Source organism: Gilliamella apis (assembly GCF_030758615.1).
Classification (GTDB): Bacteria; Pseudomonadota; Gammaproteobacteria; order Enterobacterales; family Orbaceae; genus Gilliamella; species Gilliamella apis_A.
On the sequence record NZ_CP132381.1, the window covers coordinates 1,499,049 to 1,517,662 of the forward strand.

At 34.1% G+C, this 18,614-nt stretch carries 17 protein-coding genes; 12 read left to right on the forward strand and 5 right to left on the reverse strand.

Annotated features, from left to right (window positions below):
• Positions 1–241 precede the first annotated feature (241 nt).
• Positions 242–802, reverse strand: coding sequence for an NAD(P)H-dependent oxidoreductase (locus RAM17_RS06895; protein WP_110447909.1), 561 nt, complete (start codon positions 800–802; stop codon positions 242–244).
• Positions 803–914: 112 nt separating this feature from the next.
• Between RAM17_RS06895 and RAM17_RS06900 the strand changes: the two genes are divergently transcribed.
• Positions 915–1,262 carry a winged helix-turn-helix transcriptional regulator gene (locus RAM17_RS06900; RefSeq protein WP_110447908.1) on the forward strand — a complete coding sequence of 116 codons (348 nt, stop codon included), beginning with the start codon at positions 915–917 and terminating at the stop codon, positions 1,260–1,262.
• A 287-nt stretch (positions 1,263–1,549) separates the two neighbouring features.
• On the opposite strand, the gene argE is transcribed toward RAM17_RS06900, so the two are convergent.
• Positions 1,550–2,707 (reverse strand): acetylornithine deacetylase, encoded by a 1,158-nt coding sequence (gene argE, locus RAM17_RS06905; RefSeq protein ID WP_110447907.1) that lies wholly within the window; start codon positions 2,705–2,707, stop codon positions 1,550–1,552.
• A 258-nt stretch (positions 2,708–2,965) separates the two neighbouring features.
• Here argE and RAM17_RS06910 point away from each other — a divergent pair, with 258 nt between their 5' ends.
• The 5 genes from RAM17_RS06910 (at position 2,966) to RAM17_RS06930 (ending at position 9,481) form a co-directional block, all read left to right on the forward strand.
• Positions 2,966–3,589, forward strand: a complete 624-nt coding sequence (locus RAM17_RS06910) for a hypothetical protein (protein ID WP_110447906.1) — start codon at positions 2,966–2,968, stop codon at positions 3,587–3,589.
• A gap of 370 nt (positions 3,590–3,959) precedes the next feature.
• Positions 3,960–5,033: an HlyD family secretion protein gene (locus tag RAM17_RS06915; protein WP_110447905.1), complete on the forward strand. Its 1,074-nt coding sequence runs from the start codon at positions 3,960–3,962 to the stop codon at positions 5,031–5,033.
• Between the two features lie 13 nt (positions 5,034–5,046).
• Positions 5,047–7,848 (forward strand): ribosome-associated ATPase/putative transporter RbbA, encoded by a 2,802-nt coding sequence (rbbA, locus tag RAM17_RS06920; RefSeq protein ID WP_110447904.1) that lies wholly within the window; start codon positions 5,047–5,049, stop codon positions 7,846–7,848.
• 5 nt (positions 7,849–7,853) lie between these two features.
• Positions 7,854–8,984, forward strand: a complete 1,131-nt coding sequence (locus tag RAM17_RS06925; RefSeq protein ID WP_110447903.1) for an ABC transporter permease — start codon at positions 7,854–7,856, stop codon at positions 8,982–8,984.
• A gap of 71 nt (positions 8,985–9,055) precedes the next feature.
• A complete protein-coding gene (locus RAM17_RS06930; protein WP_110447902.1) occupies positions 9,056–9,481 on the forward strand; it encodes a hypothetical protein in 426 nt (141 codons plus the stop codon).
• 28 nt (positions 9,482–9,509) lie between these two features.
• Here the strand turns inward: RAM17_RS06930 and RAM17_RS06935 are convergent, their stop codons facing one another.
• Positions 9,510–10,775, reverse strand: a complete 1,266-nt coding sequence (locus RAM17_RS06935; RefSeq protein ID WP_110447901.1) for a Y-family DNA polymerase — start codon at positions 10,773–10,775, stop codon at positions 9,510–9,512.
• Positions 10,775–11,218, reverse strand: coding sequence for a LexA family protein (locus RAM17_RS06940; protein ID WP_065578801.1), 444 nt, complete (start codon positions 11,216–11,218; stop codon positions 10,775–10,777). Before RAM17_RS06940 ends, RAM17_RS06935 begins: the two co-directional genes overlap by 1 nt.
• 542 nt (positions 11,219–11,760) lie before the next feature.
• Here RAM17_RS06940 and RAM17_RS06945 point away from each other — a divergent pair.
• The 3 genes from RAM17_RS06945 (at position 11,761) to RAM17_RS06955 (ending at position 15,221) form a co-directional block, all read left to right on the forward strand.
• A complete protein-coding gene (locus RAM17_RS06945; RefSeq protein WP_110447900.1) occupies positions 11,761–12,849 on the forward strand; it encodes an RNA ligase RtcB family protein in 1,089 nt (362 codons plus the stop codon).
• Positions 12,849–13,469, forward strand: coding sequence for a peptide chain release factor H (gene prfH, locus RAM17_RS06950; RefSeq protein WP_110447899.1), 621 nt, complete (start codon positions 12,849–12,851; stop codon positions 13,467–13,469). Before RAM17_RS06945 ends, prfH begins: the two co-directional genes overlap by 1 nt.
• A gap of 222 nt (positions 13,470–13,691) precedes the next feature.
• Positions 13,692–15,221 (forward strand): tannase/feruloyl esterase family alpha/beta hydrolase, encoded by a 1,530-nt coding sequence (locus RAM17_RS06955; RefSeq protein ID WP_110447898.1) that lies wholly within the window; start codon positions 13,692–13,694, stop codon positions 15,219–15,221.
• Positions 15,222–15,292: 71 nt separating this feature from the next.
• On the opposite strand, the gene RAM17_RS06960 is transcribed toward RAM17_RS06955, so the two are convergent.
• Positions 15,293–15,658: a winged helix-turn-helix transcriptional regulator gene (locus RAM17_RS06960; protein ID WP_086358907.1), complete on the reverse strand. Its 366-nt coding sequence runs from the start codon at positions 15,656–15,658 to the stop codon at positions 15,293–15,295.
• Between the two features lie 184 nt (positions 15,659–15,842).
• On the opposite strand from RAM17_RS06960, the gene RAM17_RS06965 reads away from it, so the two are divergent.
• The 3 genes from RAM17_RS06965 (at position 15,843) to RAM17_RS06975 (ending at position 18,503) form a co-directional block, all read left to right on the forward strand.
• Positions 15,843–16,313, forward strand: coding sequence for a nuclear transport factor 2 family protein (locus tag RAM17_RS06965; RefSeq protein WP_110447897.1), 471 nt, complete (start codon positions 15,843–15,845; stop codon positions 16,311–16,313).
• Between the two features lie 513 nt (positions 16,314–16,826).
• Positions 16,827–17,108 carry a PTS sugar transporter subunit IIB gene (locus RAM17_RS06970; RefSeq protein ID WP_086358909.1) on the forward strand — a complete coding sequence of 94 codons (282 nt, stop codon included), beginning with the start codon at positions 16,827–16,829 and terminating at the stop codon, positions 17,106–17,108.
• A gap of 24 nt (positions 17,109–17,132) precedes the next feature.
• On the forward strand, positions 17,133–18,503 hold the full coding sequence (locus RAM17_RS06975; protein WP_086358910.1) for a PTS ascorbate transporter subunit IIC: 1,371 nt from the start codon (positions 17,133–17,135) through the stop codon (positions 18,501–18,503).
• Positions 18,504–18,614: the final 111 nt, after the last annotated feature.

Below are 18,614 nucleotides of genomic sequence, written 5' to 3' on the forward strand. Positions count from 1 at the left end.
ACGCCGACATTGTCGGCTATTACTAATCAAACTAATCAAAATTAAAACGATAACAATAATTAAAACATGACTTTTCTTATATATTTTTACTATATCGAGATGACCATATTTGTAAAAAATATTGAGAAGTCTATACCATCTTATTTTTGCTTATCTGAACTTAATTCCTTAGGACTAATTTGGTTATTAAACGGCCTTAATAAAATTATTTTATTTGTGATTTTGATAATAATTATGTCATTTAGATTAATATTCCTAATTTTTTCATCCAATTAACATAATCATCTGCACTTTTATTTACCTCATTCAAAGTAATTTTATCTGGGTAATCTGGTTCATTGTTTGCGCCATAAAGTGCAAACATAGGCTGATAATCAGCATGAACGTAATTCATTGTTAATTCGAAAGGTTTTAATATTTCCTCAAGCGTATATTGATATTGTCCTGTGCAGGAATAATCTGTTTTCTTAATACCAGCTGAAACCGCTAAAGCCACTTTTTTGTTATTTAATTTATCGCCTAAAGAACCGAAAGCCCAACCATAAGTAAAAACGTCGTCAAACCATTGTTTTAACAGTGGTGGACAATTAAACCAATATATTGGGAACTGAATGACTAAATTCTGATGGTTTTCAATTAAATTTTGTTCAAATTTAACGTCTATTTGTTGGGTTGGATAGCATAAATATATATCATGTATGGTTAGTTGTTCATAGTATTGATTTAATTTATTAAGCCAGCATCGATTAACACTTGATGATGATAAATTTGGATGGGCTACAATCACTAAAGTTCGTTTCATTCTCAATATTCCTTTTTGTTGTGATAAATCATCTTGTCATAGTAATATTGATACAATTATTTTTGAAGTACGGTAATTGTTGTTATGTACTATCTTTAAGGAGAGTGTAAATATGGAAAAGCATCATTGTGCAGAAGATAATTTCGAGAATAGTGGATTTAATTACACGCTCTCGATGATCAGAGGAAAATATAAGATTATTATTCTTTATTGGTTAAATGAAAATCAACCATCTATGCGCTTTAATGAACTAAAACGTAGCATTAAAGAAATTTCCTTTAAAACATTGAGTAATACTTTAAAAGAAATGGAGAGAGATAAATTAATTTTTAGAAAAGAACACCCGCAAATTCCACCAAAAGTTGAATATGGACTATTAGAACGGGGTAAAACACTAGTGCCTGTATTAGATATGCTTTGCCAATGGGGAAATATACATAAAGATGATAGCTTGGATTAATTTAGAAGCTAATTTTTGTAAAAAATATTGAGAAGTGTATACCACCTTAAGATGAAAATGATTCATTAATATCATTTAGTATCACTATTTACAGAAAAATTTTATTGATGATTGTAGTGGTTAGATAACTTTATAAATAAATTTTATTAAGTGATAAATGTAGGATGAAAAAGTAAGTTTTTGTAAAAAATATTGAGGAGTGTATACCGTCTTAATTTAAAAGTAATGAACTATTTACTCTAATAGCATTAAGCTGATTCGCCGACTTTGCCGGCGAATATATTGATTTATAAGCAAAAATCTTTAATTAAATTTTCAATGGTTAATTTGGTCGGTTTTAAGAAATCCATAGAGATAAATTCATCTGGTTGATGAGCTTGCTCAATTGAGCCTGGTCCTAACACAATAGTTGGGGCGATTTGATTTAAATATGGCGCTTCAGTACTGTAGTTAACGGTTTGCGCGGTGTGACCAACCAGTTTTTCGATATGATTTAATGCTGGATGATCTTTTTTACATTCATAGCCCGGTATTGGTGATACCTCATATTCGATGGAAACTCGATTAGGATATTGGTCCATGACGGGTTGTAATGCTTCACAAAGGGCATTATAAAGTGAGTCAATATCGTTATCTGGTAATACCCGAATATCAATAATCAATTCACAACAGCCACAGATACGATTAGCTGCATCACCACCATGAATAACGCCAAGATTCATGGTTGGATAAGGTACGCTAAAACCATCATTATGATATTGTTCTTTGAATTTTTGTTTCAAAATAAGTAATTTTTCAATCACTAAATGCATGATTTCGATAGCATTAATACCTTTGTCTGGATCACTTGAATGGCCTGACTTACCAATAACTTTAATTGAATTAGATATAAATCCTTTATGAGCACGAATAGGAATCAATGAGGTAGGTTCGCCGATAATCGTGCAGTCTGGTTGTAGTTGCGTTTGTTGGGCAAAAAATGAAGCGCCAGCCATTGATGTCTCTTCGTCTGCGGTGGCTAATACATAAATTGGTTTAGTTAATGTTTTAAGATCGATATCACGTAATGCATCTAATATAAATGCAAAAAATCCTTTCATATCTGCCGTGCCTAGCCCATAGAGCTTATTATTTTCTTCGGTTAACTTGAATGGATCTTTTGTCCATTGCCCATCATCAAATGGCACAGTATCACTATGACCACTCAATAATAGGCCGCCTTGAGTTTTATTGTCACTATTGGAATAGGTGGCTAACATATTAAATTTATTACGAGTATTTGGTACAGGTTGAATGTCAATTGTAAAACCTAAATCAGCAAACCATTGCGCTAATTTGTCAATTAGTGGCTTATTGGAATAATCTAATTTTTCATTGGTTACATTACTGATAGTTGGCGTGGATATTAATTCATTATAAATTGTCAAAAAAGAAGGAAGAGCCATAAAATCACCTTTATTAAATAAGTCCGCTGGGAAAAATATATTTAATTACTATATTTCCTTACAGCACTGCTAGCAATAGTTTGTTGCTATTTTGTTAGACGGTTATTGATTAGCAACTAATTGTTTAATCATTGAATATTTCGCTACTATTATAGTTAAAGATAGGCTAAATATTATTTGTCATTATTGTTATAATAACTTATTTTAAAGCTACTCAAAGTAAAAATTTATTATCAATAACTAATAAGGAAATAGACAGTGAAGATTAAATTATTATGGTTTATTGGTTTACTCATGCCATTTTTCGCAAATGCACAAAATCCATCATTTGATGATGATTTTAGTCATTTATTAAAAAGCTTTACCCAATGTGATAAGACTTTTTTTTCGGATTTAAATCAAAAAAAATATCGTAATTATTTTCCAATCGTAAATTTACCAAATGGTTATAGCAAATTTGCCACTAAATCTATTAATCATCCCCAAAAAAATAGACTTACATTTGATCCACCGATTATCTTTAATGGTTTAAAAATCGAAAGTTTTGATCAGTCTCAATATATTAACGATGATCATCTAAAGTACTATTATTGGGGATTTAACACCGATAATACCTTTGAAGAGATTAAAAGTGCGTTACCATGGGTTGATTGGCAGATATCGGCTGATGGCACGCTTGATGTTGCCAATGCGTTATTTTATAAAAATGGAGTTTGGTCTGAGAATAAACATGTATTAACCAATGACTCTCCAGTAAGAGGCACCGCTGAAAATTTATTGTTTCTTGAATATGATAGGTTTAGTGGCAAAGTCATGATTCAATGCACAGTTCAAGGTGATATTCCATTAAAAGAATTAAGACGATTTAGACCGGATTTATGATCTTTTTCAAAATAATCGTTTAACATTTATAAGATAATTCCAAATTAATTTTATATTGATTTGGAGTTTAATTTTTTTATTACCTTCATTCCATTGACTAAATCAATAATATATTAAAATATTCTCAATTAAATTAATTAGATATTCATTTTTTTGCTTTTCTTTATAAATCGTCATCTACGTTTATTGTAATCTATATTTAAAATTATAAATGACCTTTTTTAGCTTTTACTGCGTTTGTTTTGAGAGTTGATATTATTTATAAAATACATTTGCTATGATGATCATATTGAAAATAAATCGCTTCTAACGATTAAATTTTTCGTTAAGGTTTATTATAGATTTGTCACTTTAGAATAAGGTGTTATTCATGAAACAAATAAACAAAAAATGGATTGTTATTGCAGTTGTGGTTGTTGTTATTGGTTTTATTTTGTGGCAGCAATTTAAACCTGATGGCTATGGTGCCGATTTTACTAGTGGCAACGGACGTATTGAAGCTACTGAAATCAACATCTCTACTAAGCTAGCCGGTAGAATTGAAAAGATTAATGTTGAAGAAGGTGATTTTGTCGCTGCAGGTCAACCGCTAGTTATTATGCAAACTGATACGTTACAAGCGCAATTAAATGAAGCTCAAGCTCAACATCGACAAGCTATGAGTAATGAAGCGACATCAAAAGCACAAGTAGCTTTAAAAATGAGTGATAAAGTTGCAGCTTTAGCGGGTGTTACGCAAAGAGAAAGTGACTTAGATATAGCTAAAAAACATTTACAACGTACTACAGCGCTTTATCAAAAAGGAGCGATTTCAGTACAACAATTTGATGATGATACAGCTAAGGTAAATAGTGCCAAAGCGGCATTAGATTCAGCTAAATCACAAGTTACCGCTGCCGATGCTGCAATTGAAGCTGCTCAAGCTGGTGTAGAAAGTGCTAAATCAGCGATAAATGTAGCGTTAGCGAATATCAATAAAATTCAAGCTGATATTAATGATAGTACCTTAATCGCTCCTGTCGATGGACGTATTCAATATCGTATAGCCCAACCTGGTGAAGTTTTACCTTCAGGCGGAAAAGTATTAAATCTAGTCAATCTGTCAGATGTTTATTTGACTTTCTTTTTACCTGAAATGATTGCTGGAAAAGTAGGAATTGGTGATGAAGTAAGATTAGTGTTGGATGCTTTACCTGGTAAAGCTATTTCAGCCAAAATTTCATTTGTATCTAGTGTTGCACAATTCACGCCTAAAACTGTTGAAACCAAAGATGAACGTCAAAAATTGATGTTTAGAGTTAAAGCACAATTAAGCCCAGAATTGTTAAGGTGTTATATCACTCATGTTAAAACCGGTCTTCCAGGCGTTGCATGGGTTAGACTTGATCCTAATACGGAATGGCCTGCTGGTTTATCTGATGTTGCAAAATGCCAAACAAAATAATTGGAGATAGCATATGTCAGAATCGGATAAAAAGGATTTGACGTTACTTGCAGAAGGTAAAACCATTGAAGATGCAGTTGTTAATGTCAGCAATGTAACATTACATTATAAAAAAACTTGTGCACTCAATGATGTCAGTATTGCCATCCCACCAAGATGCATGGTGGGATTGATTGGTCCCGATGGGGTGGGTAAATCGAGTCTATTGTCTTTGATAGCTGGCGCGCATGTCATCCAAGAGGGATTAGTTTACGTTTTAGATGGGGATATGAAAGATAAAATCCATCGTCAAAACGTATGTACCCGTATTGCTTATATGCCACAAGGATTAGGTAAAAATCTTTATCCAACACTGTCAGTCGAAGAAAATTTACAATTTTTTGCCCGTTTATTTGGTAATGATGCAGCTGAAAGACGGCGACGTATCGATGAGTTAACCAAAAGTACCGGCTTATATCCTTTTTTATCTCGGCCTGCAGGTCGTCTTTCTGGTGGGATGAAACAAAAGGTAAGTTTATGTTCGGCTTTAATTCATGACCCCGATTTACTTATTCTTGATGAACCAACAACTGGTGTTGATCCGCTTTCTCGTGCACAATTTTGGCAACTCATTAATAAAATCCGTGAGCAACGTCCACAAATGAGTGTCATTGTTGCTACCGCGTATATGGATGAGGCACAAAACTTTGATTGGTTAGTGGCAATGTATGGCGGTAAGATCCTCGAAACAGGTACACCACAAGCGTTGTTAGCCAAAACAGCAAAAGATAATTTAGATGATGCTTTTATTCAATTAATGCCTGAAGATGCTAGAGAAGGTTATCAGGCCGTTGAAATCCCTCCATTAGATTTAAATCAAGATTTAAAAGTAGCAATCGAAGCAAAAGGATTAACTAAGCAATTTGGCGATTTTATTGCGGTTGATCATGTTAATTTCTCCATAAAACAAGGTGAGATTTTTGGTTTTTTAGGATCAAATGGTTGCGGTAAATCAACCACCATGAAGATGTTAACTGGTCTATTACCAATTTCGTCAGGTGAAGCGTGGTTATTTGGTAAACCGGTTGATGCCAGTGATATTAATGTAAGACGCCATTTAGGTTATATGTCGCAGGCGTTCTCACTTTATAGTGAATTGACGGTTGAACAAAACCTCGTGTTACATGCTCGTCTATTTGGTATTGAAGAAAGTAAAATACCAGCACGAGTTGAGGAGTTAGTTAAGCGTTTTGGTTTGGAAAATGAATTAAAAAGTTTGCCAGATAGTCTACCGTTAGGCGTTAAGCAAAGACTTTCTTTATCGGTCGCTGTGGTTCACAATCCTGAAATACTTATTCTTGATGAACCTACTTCCGGTGTCGATCCGATTGCTCGTGATGACTTTTGGCGTTTAATTATTGAGCTTTCCCGAAAAGATAAAGTCACCGTATTTATCACTACTCATTTTATGAATGAAGCGGCACGTTGTGATAGGATTTCGTTAATGCATGCTGGTAAAGTTTTAGCCAGTGATACGCCAGATAATATCATTCATTCTAAAGATGCGAAAACCCTTGAAGAGGCTTTTATTCGATATTTAGTTGATGCAGGCGCTGATGATACGAGTAATGATGAAAAAGTTAGTGAAATGCCTAAAGCTGTAGTTAATGATAATGAGCAAGTTAAAATCAATGCGCATCATCTACAAGGATTTAGTCTAACTCGTTTGATTGGTTGTCTATGGCGTGAAACACTTGAGTTATCTCGTGATCCATTGCGCGCTTTATTGGCACTGTTAGGTTCAGCGATATTAATGTTGGTGATGGGCTATGGTATCACGATGGATGTTGAGGACTTAAATTTTGCAGTATTAGATCGTGATCAAACGATTACCAGTCAAAACTATATTACTAATTTATCTGGCTCTAAGCGTTATTTTATTGAGAAACCGCCAATCACTGATTATGATGATATGGACCATAGGATGAGAAGTAATGAGATAGCGTTGGCTATTGAAATGCCACCTAATTTTGGCCATGATATTCAACGCGGTGATCCAGTTAATATCGGTATCTGGATTGATGGGGCCATGCCATTACGTGCCGACACAATTAAAGGATATGTACAAGGTATGCACCTTGCGTGGTTAAGTGACAAAATAAAAACCACCACCGGTACCGCATCTAGCTCATTGGCAAATATTGAGACCCGTTATCGTTATAATCCAGATATTAAAAGTTTGCAAGCGATGGTGCCTGCGGTCATTCCTATTTTACTCTTAATGATTCCGTCAATGTTAGCGGCATTATCCGTAGTGCGTGAAAAAGAGATGGGATCAATAATTAACTTATATGTAACGCCTGTTACTCGAACTGAGTTTTTATTAGGTAAACAAGTTCCTTATATTGTTATTTCGATGCTTAGCTTCTTATTACTGCTACTTATGGCGGTTACGATATTTGGTGTACCGATAAAAGGAAGTTTGCTAACTTTATGTTTAGCTGGATTGGCTTATTGTATTATTGCGACAGGCTTTGGCTTACTTGCCTCAACCGTAACACGTAGTCAAATTGCGGTTATATTTTTGACATGTGTTGGTACTATGTTACCGGCGATACAATTTTCGGGGTTACTCAATCCAGTAGCATCATTAGAAGGGAGTGGGAGATATATTGGTGAAGTCTATCCAACTACCCATATGCTTATTATTGCTCGGGGTGTTTTCAATAAGGCATTAGGATTTTTTGATTTACATAACTCGATATTTACTTTACTTATCACTATTCCGATTATACTTGGTGCAAGTATATTCCTCCTCAAGAAACAAGAAGGATAGATATTATGCAAAGTTTTATTAATATTTATCGCTTAGGTATTAAAGAGTTATGGGGATTGATTCGTGATCCAATCATGTTATTGTTAATCGCCTACTGCTTTACGCTGGATATTTATACCGCAGCCACCGCAACTTCAGATTCACTTCATCATGCTTCAATTGCGGTGGTTGATGAAGACGATTCGCCTTTATCAAGGCAAATTATCGCAGCGCTTTATCCACCAATGTTTAATAAGCCTGTTAAATTAAATTCAATGGATGAAGTTGATCGTGGAATGGATACCGATAGTTATACTTTTGCATTAAATATACCACCTAATTTTCAACGCGATGTGTTAAATAACCAAAATCCAGAAATTCAGCTGAATATTGATGCAACCCGAATGGGACAGGCTTTTGTTGGTAATGGTTATATTACGCAAATTGTCACCAGCGAAATAACTAAATACTTTAATCAAATTGATAAACCAACCAGTTTGCCGGTTAATATTGAGGTTCATGCGGCCTTTAATCCTAATTTAACTCGTTCTTGGTTTGGTTCTGTCATGGAGATTATCAATATTGTTACCACATTGTCGATTATTTTAACTGGTGCGGCGTTAATGAAAGAGCGTGAGCATGGTACTATCGATCACTTGCTGTCAATGCCTGTGACTCCATTTCAAATCATGATTTCTAAAGTTTGGTCCATGGGGCTGGTGGTACTTGTTTCAACGTGGGGGGCACTGTTAGTCGTTGTTCATGGTTGGTTAAATGTGCCAATTGAGGGCTCGATTACTTTATTTTTAATTGGTGCTGCTTTGCATTTATTCGTGACAACGTCACTCGGTATCTTTATGGCGACGGTGGCTAAATCAACCGCACAATTTGCGATGCTATTTATTTTGATTCTTCTACCGTTACAGATGCTTTCAGGTGGTAGTACGCCAAGAGAAAGTATGCCGGAAGTGGTGCAAAATATTATGTTATTTGCACCTACAACCCATTTTGTCGAATTAGGGCAGGCAATTTTATATCGAGGGGCTGGTTTAAGTGTGGTTTGGACCTCGTATGCGTGGCTATTAGGAATCGGTAGTGTGTTTTTCCTTATTGCGCTTAAACGTTTTCGTAGTTCAATTGTTAATATGGGCTCTTAACTTTATTAATAATAATGTGCAAAAATTAACTTTATTTGTACTTAACAATTTAAATTATTGAAGTTTTTTTTATGAAAAAGATTCATTTACAAAAATATATTATTGCAATTTTAACTGTTATTACTATTCCTTTTGCAATGGCCGAGTCTTCAGATAATGTTGATAGTAATACAACTGAAGCTATTCCCGTCTATGATTCAAGAACTGAATTTTTAGATATCAATAACAAGGCAACTGAATTTATTACCGCTTATAATAAAGCGCATCATACTAATTTACATATTGTCGAAGTAAATGGAAAAGATTATTTACCTCGTTGTCTTGTACCATTAAAAGCTGGTTGGAAGAAAGCAGAAGTTCATGGCGGTAAAATTCCTTTTCGATATGTTATTTCTATTTCTTGTGAAAAATCGAAGGATGATAGATATAGAAAAAAATGGGATATTGATGTGCATGTTCGCAATGAACAAGGTAATTCAATTCAATCAATTGATTAAATTATTATCTTAGCGGTTAATCCGTTATCTATTTTACAAAAGGTAACTCGTCCCAACGAGTCGTATACCGTTGGCTAAGTCGCTCTCGCTTGATTTGCCATGCTGCAGTTTGTCTGATACCACCTAAGTGAATAGTGTTTTTTCCCATTTTCTGATTAATGTCATCCATGGTTTTCATTAATTGTTCACTTTTGTGTTTTTCAGTTGCTGATGTTTCAGCGGTAAATAAATCCGATTGGCAATAATTATCTTTAGTTTTTAGATCAAGTAACATCACACCTGATTTCATAAATAAAAAACCTGGCTTATAAATGGATCGTAACCCTTTTTGAGCCGCATGAATAATTAATCTTGAATCATCGCTCGCCGATAGCAATGGCACCACAATTGACGGATTATATTGTACTAATTCAGGTCGAAATCGATTAGTTTTTAAAAATACCAGTACGGCATTAGCAACTGATTTTTGCTTTCTCAATTTTTCTGCGCCACGGCTTGCATGCACACGAATTGCTTCTTGTATATCAAATAGGTCATTGGTTAAATGACCAAAACTACGTGATGTCATAATATTTTTTTTAGCTGTATGCAGATCATCTAATTCAATACAATTCATACCACGTAACTCAAGTATGGTACGCTCAAGGACAACAGAAAATGACTGTCTAATTTGTTTTAAATTTGCTTGATGTAAATCCCAAGCGGTATGAATACCTAGTTCTTTTAATCTTTGCGTAATTCGCCAACCAACGCCCCATATATCTGCAACTGAGAATTGCTTTAAGATAGTTATTTTTTCTTCCTGATCCGTCGGAAAACAATAAACACCTTGATGAATAGGGTGTTTTTTGGCGATATGATTAGCTAATTTTGCTAGCGTGCGAGTTGTAGCAATCCCGATACTGACAGGGATACCCGTATCTCGTTTTACTATTGCTTTTAAATTTTGACAATGACTTAAAACATGGCTAAACCCGTTTAGATGAATGAAAGCCTCATCGATCGAATAGAGCTCGATATCCGCAGTATAATGGCGAACGGTATCAAATACTCGCTGACTCATATCACCATAAAGTTCATAATTAGAGCTCAATAAGGTAATTTTTTTTTGAATATGAGGGGGAATTTGATAGGCCGGCATACCCATAGCGACTAACGGTTTGAGTTCATTAGAGCGAGCTATTACACAACCATCATTATTAGAAAGAATACCAATTGGTTTTCCTTCTAATTTGGGATTAAATACTCGCTCACAAGATGCGTAAAAATTATTACAATCAATTAAGCCAATCATTAGTGTCCTCGTTTACGTAGGGAATGAATGGTATGTATTACCACTCCCCAAATGTGCACGTCTTTGCCAGCTAATGAAATAGGTGGGTAAAGTTTATTGCCAGACAATAAATGATGTTCGCCATTGATAAAACTTAAACATTTACAGGTTAATTCACCATCCACAGCAGCAACAACAATATCATCTACTTTTGGTTGTAAAGATCGGTCGACAACAAGGAGATCACCACTATAAATGCCATAATCAATCATTGAGTCACCAATTGCTTTAATATAGTAAGTTGCACTAGGATGCTTCACTAAATGACTTGTTAGATCTAGTTTTGTTTCTAAATAATCATCAGCAGGAGATGGAAATCCAGCTCTTACTGGTGTATCAACTAAAGGTAAATAAGCAGTGAGCGAACTATTAGCTTGCCCAAGGACAACACAATATTTATTCAAGAAAAGACTCCGAAAAATTAATAAAAACGAATAGTGCCAGATGATTCGTATTAAAAATAATTATATGTATAAATATACAGTATAAAATACTTAATTCAATAAAAACGAGTGTAAAAAAATAAAAATAGATTATTAAAAAAAGATAATTTGTTACTTTACAACTGACTAAAATTTAATTAGCATACGCGCCATTATAAATAGCAAAGGAGATTTTTATTATGATTTGCTTAACAAACCTTTGCAGGTTGATCCGCCAATAATTAAGTAACTTTTTCTATTCTTACTTCAATTCACTTAGCTGATCTTTGCCTGCCAATTAATTTATACCCATTGTTTAAAGATAACTTGATATCGTTCAAGTAAAACCAATTATTGATAAATCGTATTGATAGTGATCATGTTGTCACTGGATAAAATTAAACATTTCTTAACGATTAATGTTAAGTTGCGTATGCGTTTTATTTAATCGGTTCATTTAACAATTTATCTTTAAACAGTATTGAAAAAAATAACAATAATTATTTATTTAAATGGATTGATATATGGACAATTCTATACAGGTGCTATCAGATAAAACGTGGTTAATAGCATCTAAAAATACCTGGATCGAAGGTTTAGCAATACAACAATTACTGACAACAGCTAATTTACCTAATATGGTTAAAGTAATGGGGATGCCCGATCTTCATCCCGGCACAGGCTATCCAATAGGCGCAGCATATTTAAGTCGTGAAATAATTTATCCGGCATTAATTGGTAGTGATATCGGCTGTGGCATGGGATTTTGGCAAACTGACATTAACCTTGCCAAATTGAGTATTGATAAGTTAGAAAAGCAAATAGGGAATATTGATTTGCCTGATACTCGTCACAAATATAATTTAGGTACTATTGGTGGCGGTAATCATTTTGCTGAAATTCAAAAAGTCAGTAAGATTTTTGATGCAACATTATTTAATCAATACCAACTTAATGCCAAAAAACTTTTTTTATTAGTGCATAGTGGCTCAAGAGGTTTAGGACATGCTATTTTGCAAAATCAATTATCACGCTTTGGTTATCAAGGCTTAGCAGATGATAGTGATGATGCATTAAGTTATCTTGAAAAACATGATAATGCAGTTGCTTTTGCAAGATTAAATCGTCAAGTTGTGGCGGAAAGATTAATGACCAATTTGAATACTCAAGGCCATGAAGTACTTAATGTTTGTCACAATTTTTTACAAAAAGTCACCATAGATAAACAGAGCTATTGGTTACATCGAAAAGGTGCATCGTCGGCAATGGATGAACTGGTGATTGTGCCAGGTTCACGAGGTGATTACAGCTATCTTGTCAAACCGATTCAACGAGATGATCTACTTATGTCATTAGCACATGGTGCTGGGCGTAAATGGCGTCGAGCTGACTGTAAAGGTAAGTTGGATAATCGCTATTCAATGCAAGAACTCAAACGGACTAAACTAGGTAGTCGTGTTATTTGTGAAGATAGTAGCCTTATTTTTGAAGAAGCGCCGCAAGCTTATAAATCAATTGATAGTGTAATTGAATCAATGCAGCAAGCTAATATTGTTACTGTCATTGCACAATTGACACCAATATTGAACTATAAAACACAGGGAGGTCACTGATGGCTTTGTTGTTTTTCTCTTCTGCTAGAGGGCCCGATGAGTGTACTTTAGCAGTTGCTAAAGCAGTAACGCAATTTTTAAAAGAGGCTGAGCAACAGTCACTAACCACTGAAATTATCGAAAGCGTATTGGGTGATAAACCCAATACTTTTCGATCAGTATTATTATCGATCGAAGGTGTTGAATGTGACCAATTAATTCAACGTTGGTTAGGGACAATACAATGGATCTGTCAAAGTCCTTATCGCCCACACCATAAGCGAAAAAATTGGTTTTTTGGCGTAACTTGTTTAGCAAACCCTATGGAGTTAAATGACAATACCATTGAATTTACCACTATGAAATCATCTGGAGCAGGTGGTCAACATGTGAATAAAACCGAATCAGCGGTACGAGCAACACATTTAGCAACAGGAATTAGTGTTAAAGTACAAACCGAACGTAGTCAACATGCAAATAAACGGTTAGCTAAATTGTTATTGGCTCATAAATTAGCTGAATATGCAGCTGAACAAACCCAGCAGCAAAAAAATATCCGTCAACAATTTCACTATTCTATATTGAGAGGTAATAGCCAATTGGTCTTTTACGGTGAAAAGTTTCAGCAGAGAAAAGACTGAAAAAATAAATCCGTCGGTTCTATAACGGCGGATAATTTTGTTTAATTATTGTTTTAATTTAAGTTAATCTCTATAAATAATCTTAGGTATTAAATTAATATCGATAAGAGATATTCACTGATAGAAATAATCATGATTAATGTTGTTATTTATACGGCTAATGACTAATATTAATGATAACTAGTTTTATAAATTATATTTTTTGAGGATAGGAATGAGGATATGATGAAATACAGTTTATTGTTTTTATCGGTGTTAAGTTGTTTAGCATCTTCTGCTTATGCGACTTCCGCGAAAGCTAATGTCGAAGAGCGTTGTCACGCATTGGCAAATTTGAAATTAGAGAATGCTAAAGTAGTAAGTAGCGAATTAATTGCCGATCGTTTTTCACCAAGTTCTAAATTAGCTGATACTTTAAGAGGCGCTAAAGCTAAAGAAATTGTTGATTTACCGCAGATTTGTCGCGTCGAATTATCCATAGAACCGGCTATTAATGTCGAAGTTTGGTTGCCGACTAATTGGAATCAACGATTACAAGCAATAGGTGGCGGTGGATATGCAGGATTTATACCATTTGATAAATTAGCCGTAGCTGCTAAAAATGGTTATGTTGCAGCTGCTACAGATACTGGACATACCGGTAATTTAGTTGAAGGCAAATTTGTCTTTAAAGATGGCAAATTACAGGCCGATTCGGTAACTGATTTTGCTTATCGCAGTGTACATGAGATGACAGTAAAAACCAAACAAGTCATAGTGTCATATTATGGTCAAGCTGCTAATTATGCATATTGGAATGGTTGTTCAACGGGTGGAAGACAAGGGCTAATGGAAGCACAAAGGTATCCGGCGGATTATGATGGTTTGTATATTGCAGCACCAGCGATCCATTGGGATAAATTTATACCAGCAGAAATATGGCCTCAAATTGTTATGCAACAAGAGCTAGGTAAACCGCTCGATAGTGATAAACTGGAAAAAGTTAGAAAAGCGATTATTGAACTGGCTGATGAAAAAGATGGTATTAAAGATGGTCTAGTTAGTGATCCAGCAGCAGTAGATATCAGTGATGAATTGCTATATAAAGCAGGACTTGATAAGGACGAAGTTCGCACATTAAGAAAAATTTGGCAAGGACCAACAGATCAAAATGGCAAATCTTTATGGTTTAGCATTGAACCGACTGCACCACTTGATGTTTTAGCTAGTAATAAAGGACCTTTTCCTATTCCAGAGGATTATTTAAAGTATTGGATTAAACAAGATCCTAATTTTGACTGGAAAACCTTAGGTTACAGCGGTTTTGATAACTATTTTAATGAATCAGTAGAGTTATTCCGTCCAATAATGGGAACTGATAATGCCGATTTGAGTCAATTTAAAAAATTGGGTGGTAAAATGATTATTTGGCATGGCTTGAATGATCGCCTGATCGCACCAAAAGGAACAATTCAATATTATAATAATGTATTGAAGATTATGGGCGGTAAAGATTCAGTAGATGATTTTGCAAAATTCTACCTCGCTCCTGGTGTTGACCATTGTAATGGAGGCGATGGCCCAGATAAAATTAATGGTTTTGAGTCGCTCGTTAATTGGGTTGAGAAAAAACAAGCGCCAAACAGATTAATTGCCCAAAAAATTGAAAATGGTCAGGTTACCCTACAACGTCCTTTATGCCAATATCCACAAAAAACGATTTATCAAGGTAAAGGGGATACTAATAATCCTGAAAACTTTGTTTGTCAGTAATTAAATCATTAGCTAACCAATATATTTGGTTAGCTTTTTTATCCTTTCAAAAATAACTGTTCAAATAATGACTAATTTTGTCGTTTTCTCGCTCGACAAATCGCTTGATGATTTTCATCGGCCCACTGTATTAATGTATTCATTGGTTTAAGAAATGATATACCAAGTTCAGCTAGAGCGTACTCTACACGAGCTGGGACTTGTGCATAAACGGTTCGAGTGATATAACCATCTTTTTCTAGTCTTTTTAATGTCCGTGACAGCATTTGTCGTGATATATCGCCAATTTCTCTATGTAAAGAATTGAATCGCATCGCATTATGTTCTAATGATTTTAGAATTAACAGACTCCATTGATCGCCAATTCTATCGAGAACATCACGAATAGGACATGGATGGTCAAATTCAAATAGTTCACTTCTTGTCGTTTTAGTCATTGTCATAATTTTCGTTATCTAGTTTCCCTAAACAGATTAAGTCACATTGAGCTGACCTAGTCATGTTTATGTTACTTATTGTTTTATTTGGTTTTTATTGTTACCATTCAAGCGGTCTACATTATAGACTAATAACGCATTATAGATAGAGTTTATCTAAATTAAAATAGAAATTGGAGTTGGTATGAATGTAATTAAAAAAAGCTTTGTTATTGGTATTTGTTTGTTGAGTTTTACTGGTATTGCGGTTGCAAAAGATCTAAAGCAAAGAAATCTCGCTCAAGAGGAAGAAAATCGTACACTGGTTATCAATTTTTATAATAACTTCTTTAATAAGCATCAAGTGACGGAGGCAACTAAAACGCTGGCTGAAGATTATAAACAACATAATCCTTATGTCGCTAATGGTAGAACACCTGCGATTACGTATTTCGAAGGCTTCTTCAAACAAAATCCGCAGTCAAGTGCTACTATAGTTCGTTCATCAGTAGAAGGCGATATTGTGTGGTTACATGTCCATTCTAAAATCAATAATGATGATCTTGGTAAAGCGGTAGTTGATATATTCCGAGTTAAAGATGGAAAAATAGTGGAACATTGGGATGTGATCCAAAATGTACCAGAGCAGGCAGAAAATAATAATACGATGTTTTAATGATTGATTCGATAACTTATAAGCGCCTTAATGGCGCTTTTTTCGTTCTTTTTATTTTTTTTAACTTTAAATATTAAGTAAAAATTTATTTGTCATTTCTATTTACGATCCAGCTATTTGTATTTTATATAAAAATCGCTGTTTTTTTGTGCTTTTGATGGTGTCTTTTTTGAACTAGATCACAAAAATAAGCGTTTTAACATTGAATAATTCAATTTATCACTTTTCTATTAGTTTAAATGAATTTTTAATTTATTCAAAATAATCATAATGTTAATCTTTTGTGTTGTCCTTTCAGAAATTTATTTTAGCTTCGATTTTATTATTATTTTGTGACTTGAATCACTCGCCGTATCAAACAGTGTGATATGTATCACGAATCAGTAAATTTTCATTATTTAATATAAAAATCAGCAAATAACTTAATAAATAAGAAGTTTGTAAGAAATTTATATTTTACTTTTTTGAGTAAAAACTCAATGTTAGGCAAAAATCGAAAAAAGGAGATTAGCAATGTTAAAAATTCGGACAGTATGTGGAAATGGTATTGGTAGTTCATTAATGGCGGCTAATCACGTAAAGAATATCTGTGCTACTTTGAATATCAAGGCTGATGTGGCGTCAATAGATTTTGCTAATGCCGAAGGTGAAAAAGCAGATCTATATGTGACCATTAAAGATTTAGCTAAACAATTTTCTGATCAATCAAAAGTTGTCATTATTCGTAGTTATGTCAATAAAAAGCAAATTGAGGAAGACATTAGTGAAAAATTACAGCAATTAGCTGAAATTTGATGTTTTTTCAAAGGAGATATTCTTATGCAATTGTTACTTTCATTTTTAACGGAGATTTTTAGTCAACCAGCTTTTTTAATGGGAATTATTGCTTTTGTAGGATTAGTTTGTTTGCGTTCTCCATTAAATAAACTTTTGACAGGAACTTTAAAACCAATTTTAGGTTACTTAATGTTAAGTGCTGGTGCTGGTGTAATTATTAGCAACTTAAATCCATTGGGTAGCATTATTGAAGCTGGATTTGGTATTCGTGGTGTTATTCCTAATAATGAAGCAATAGTATCGGTAGCACAAAAAGTTTTAGGTGTTGAAACCATGAGTATTTTGTTGCTGGGCTTTATTATAAATTTAATTATTGCTCGGTTTACTAAATATAAATATATATTTTTAACTGGTCACCATTCATTCTTTCTTGCCTGTTTATTTTCAGCTGTTCTACGCGCGGCTAAATTTGATGGTTGGGAACTCATTATTATTGGTGGTTTTTTATTAGGTTCATGGTCAGCGATTTCACCTGCAATTGGTCAAAATTACACAAAGCAAGTTACAGATGATGGCGGGATTGCCATGGGGCATTTTGGTTCGATTGGTTATTATTTATCTGCGTTTATTGCTAAAAGAGTCGGGGATAAAAATAATTCCTTTGCCGATACCGAAATATCTGAAAAATGGGGATTTTTACGAGATACAACTGTAACAACTGGTATCGTAATGGTAATCATATATATTTTTTGTAGCTTAGTTGCCGGAAGTGAATATATGGCTACTATTACCGAACAAAGCCCAATCATCTTTTCCATTCTGAGTGGTTTACAATTTGCGGTTGGTGTGGCTATTGTTTATAACGGTGTTAGATTAATTCTAGGTGATCTTGTTCCAGCCTTCCAAGGTATAAGTCAAAAACTTATTCCTAATTCAATACCGGCAGTCGATTGTGCTGTATTTTTTACCTTTAGTCCTACCGCTGTTGTCGTTGGTTTTATTTGTTCATTTATCGGTGGATTAATTGGTATGTTTATTTTAGGTGGAATGGGGATGGCATTAATTATTCCAGGTATGGTGCCTCATTTCTTCTGTGGCGGTACCTCAGGTGTATTTGCGGATAAATTAGGTGGCAAACGAGGTTGTATTATCGCATCTTTTATTGGTGGAATATTATTAGCGTTCTTGCCAGCATTATTATTACCTACATTAGGCGATTTAGGTTTCCAAAACTCAACTTTTGCTGATTTTGATTTTGCAGTTTGGGGGATCATCATTGGTAAACTATTTAATATTTTCGGTCAAACTGCTATCTATTTTATCTGTTTAATTTTAATCATTGTTCTTTGTGTGCCATTCTTCTTTAAATCTATCAAAGTTGTTGGTGATTCAAGAAATATAGACCAATCATAATTTGCGACTTCATGGTCGAGTAATTTTATTCTCAACCATGAGTTACTCATTATTTGCAATTAATGAATCTTAGTAAAAACAATTTTTATAGTTAAATGAATAATTAAGGAT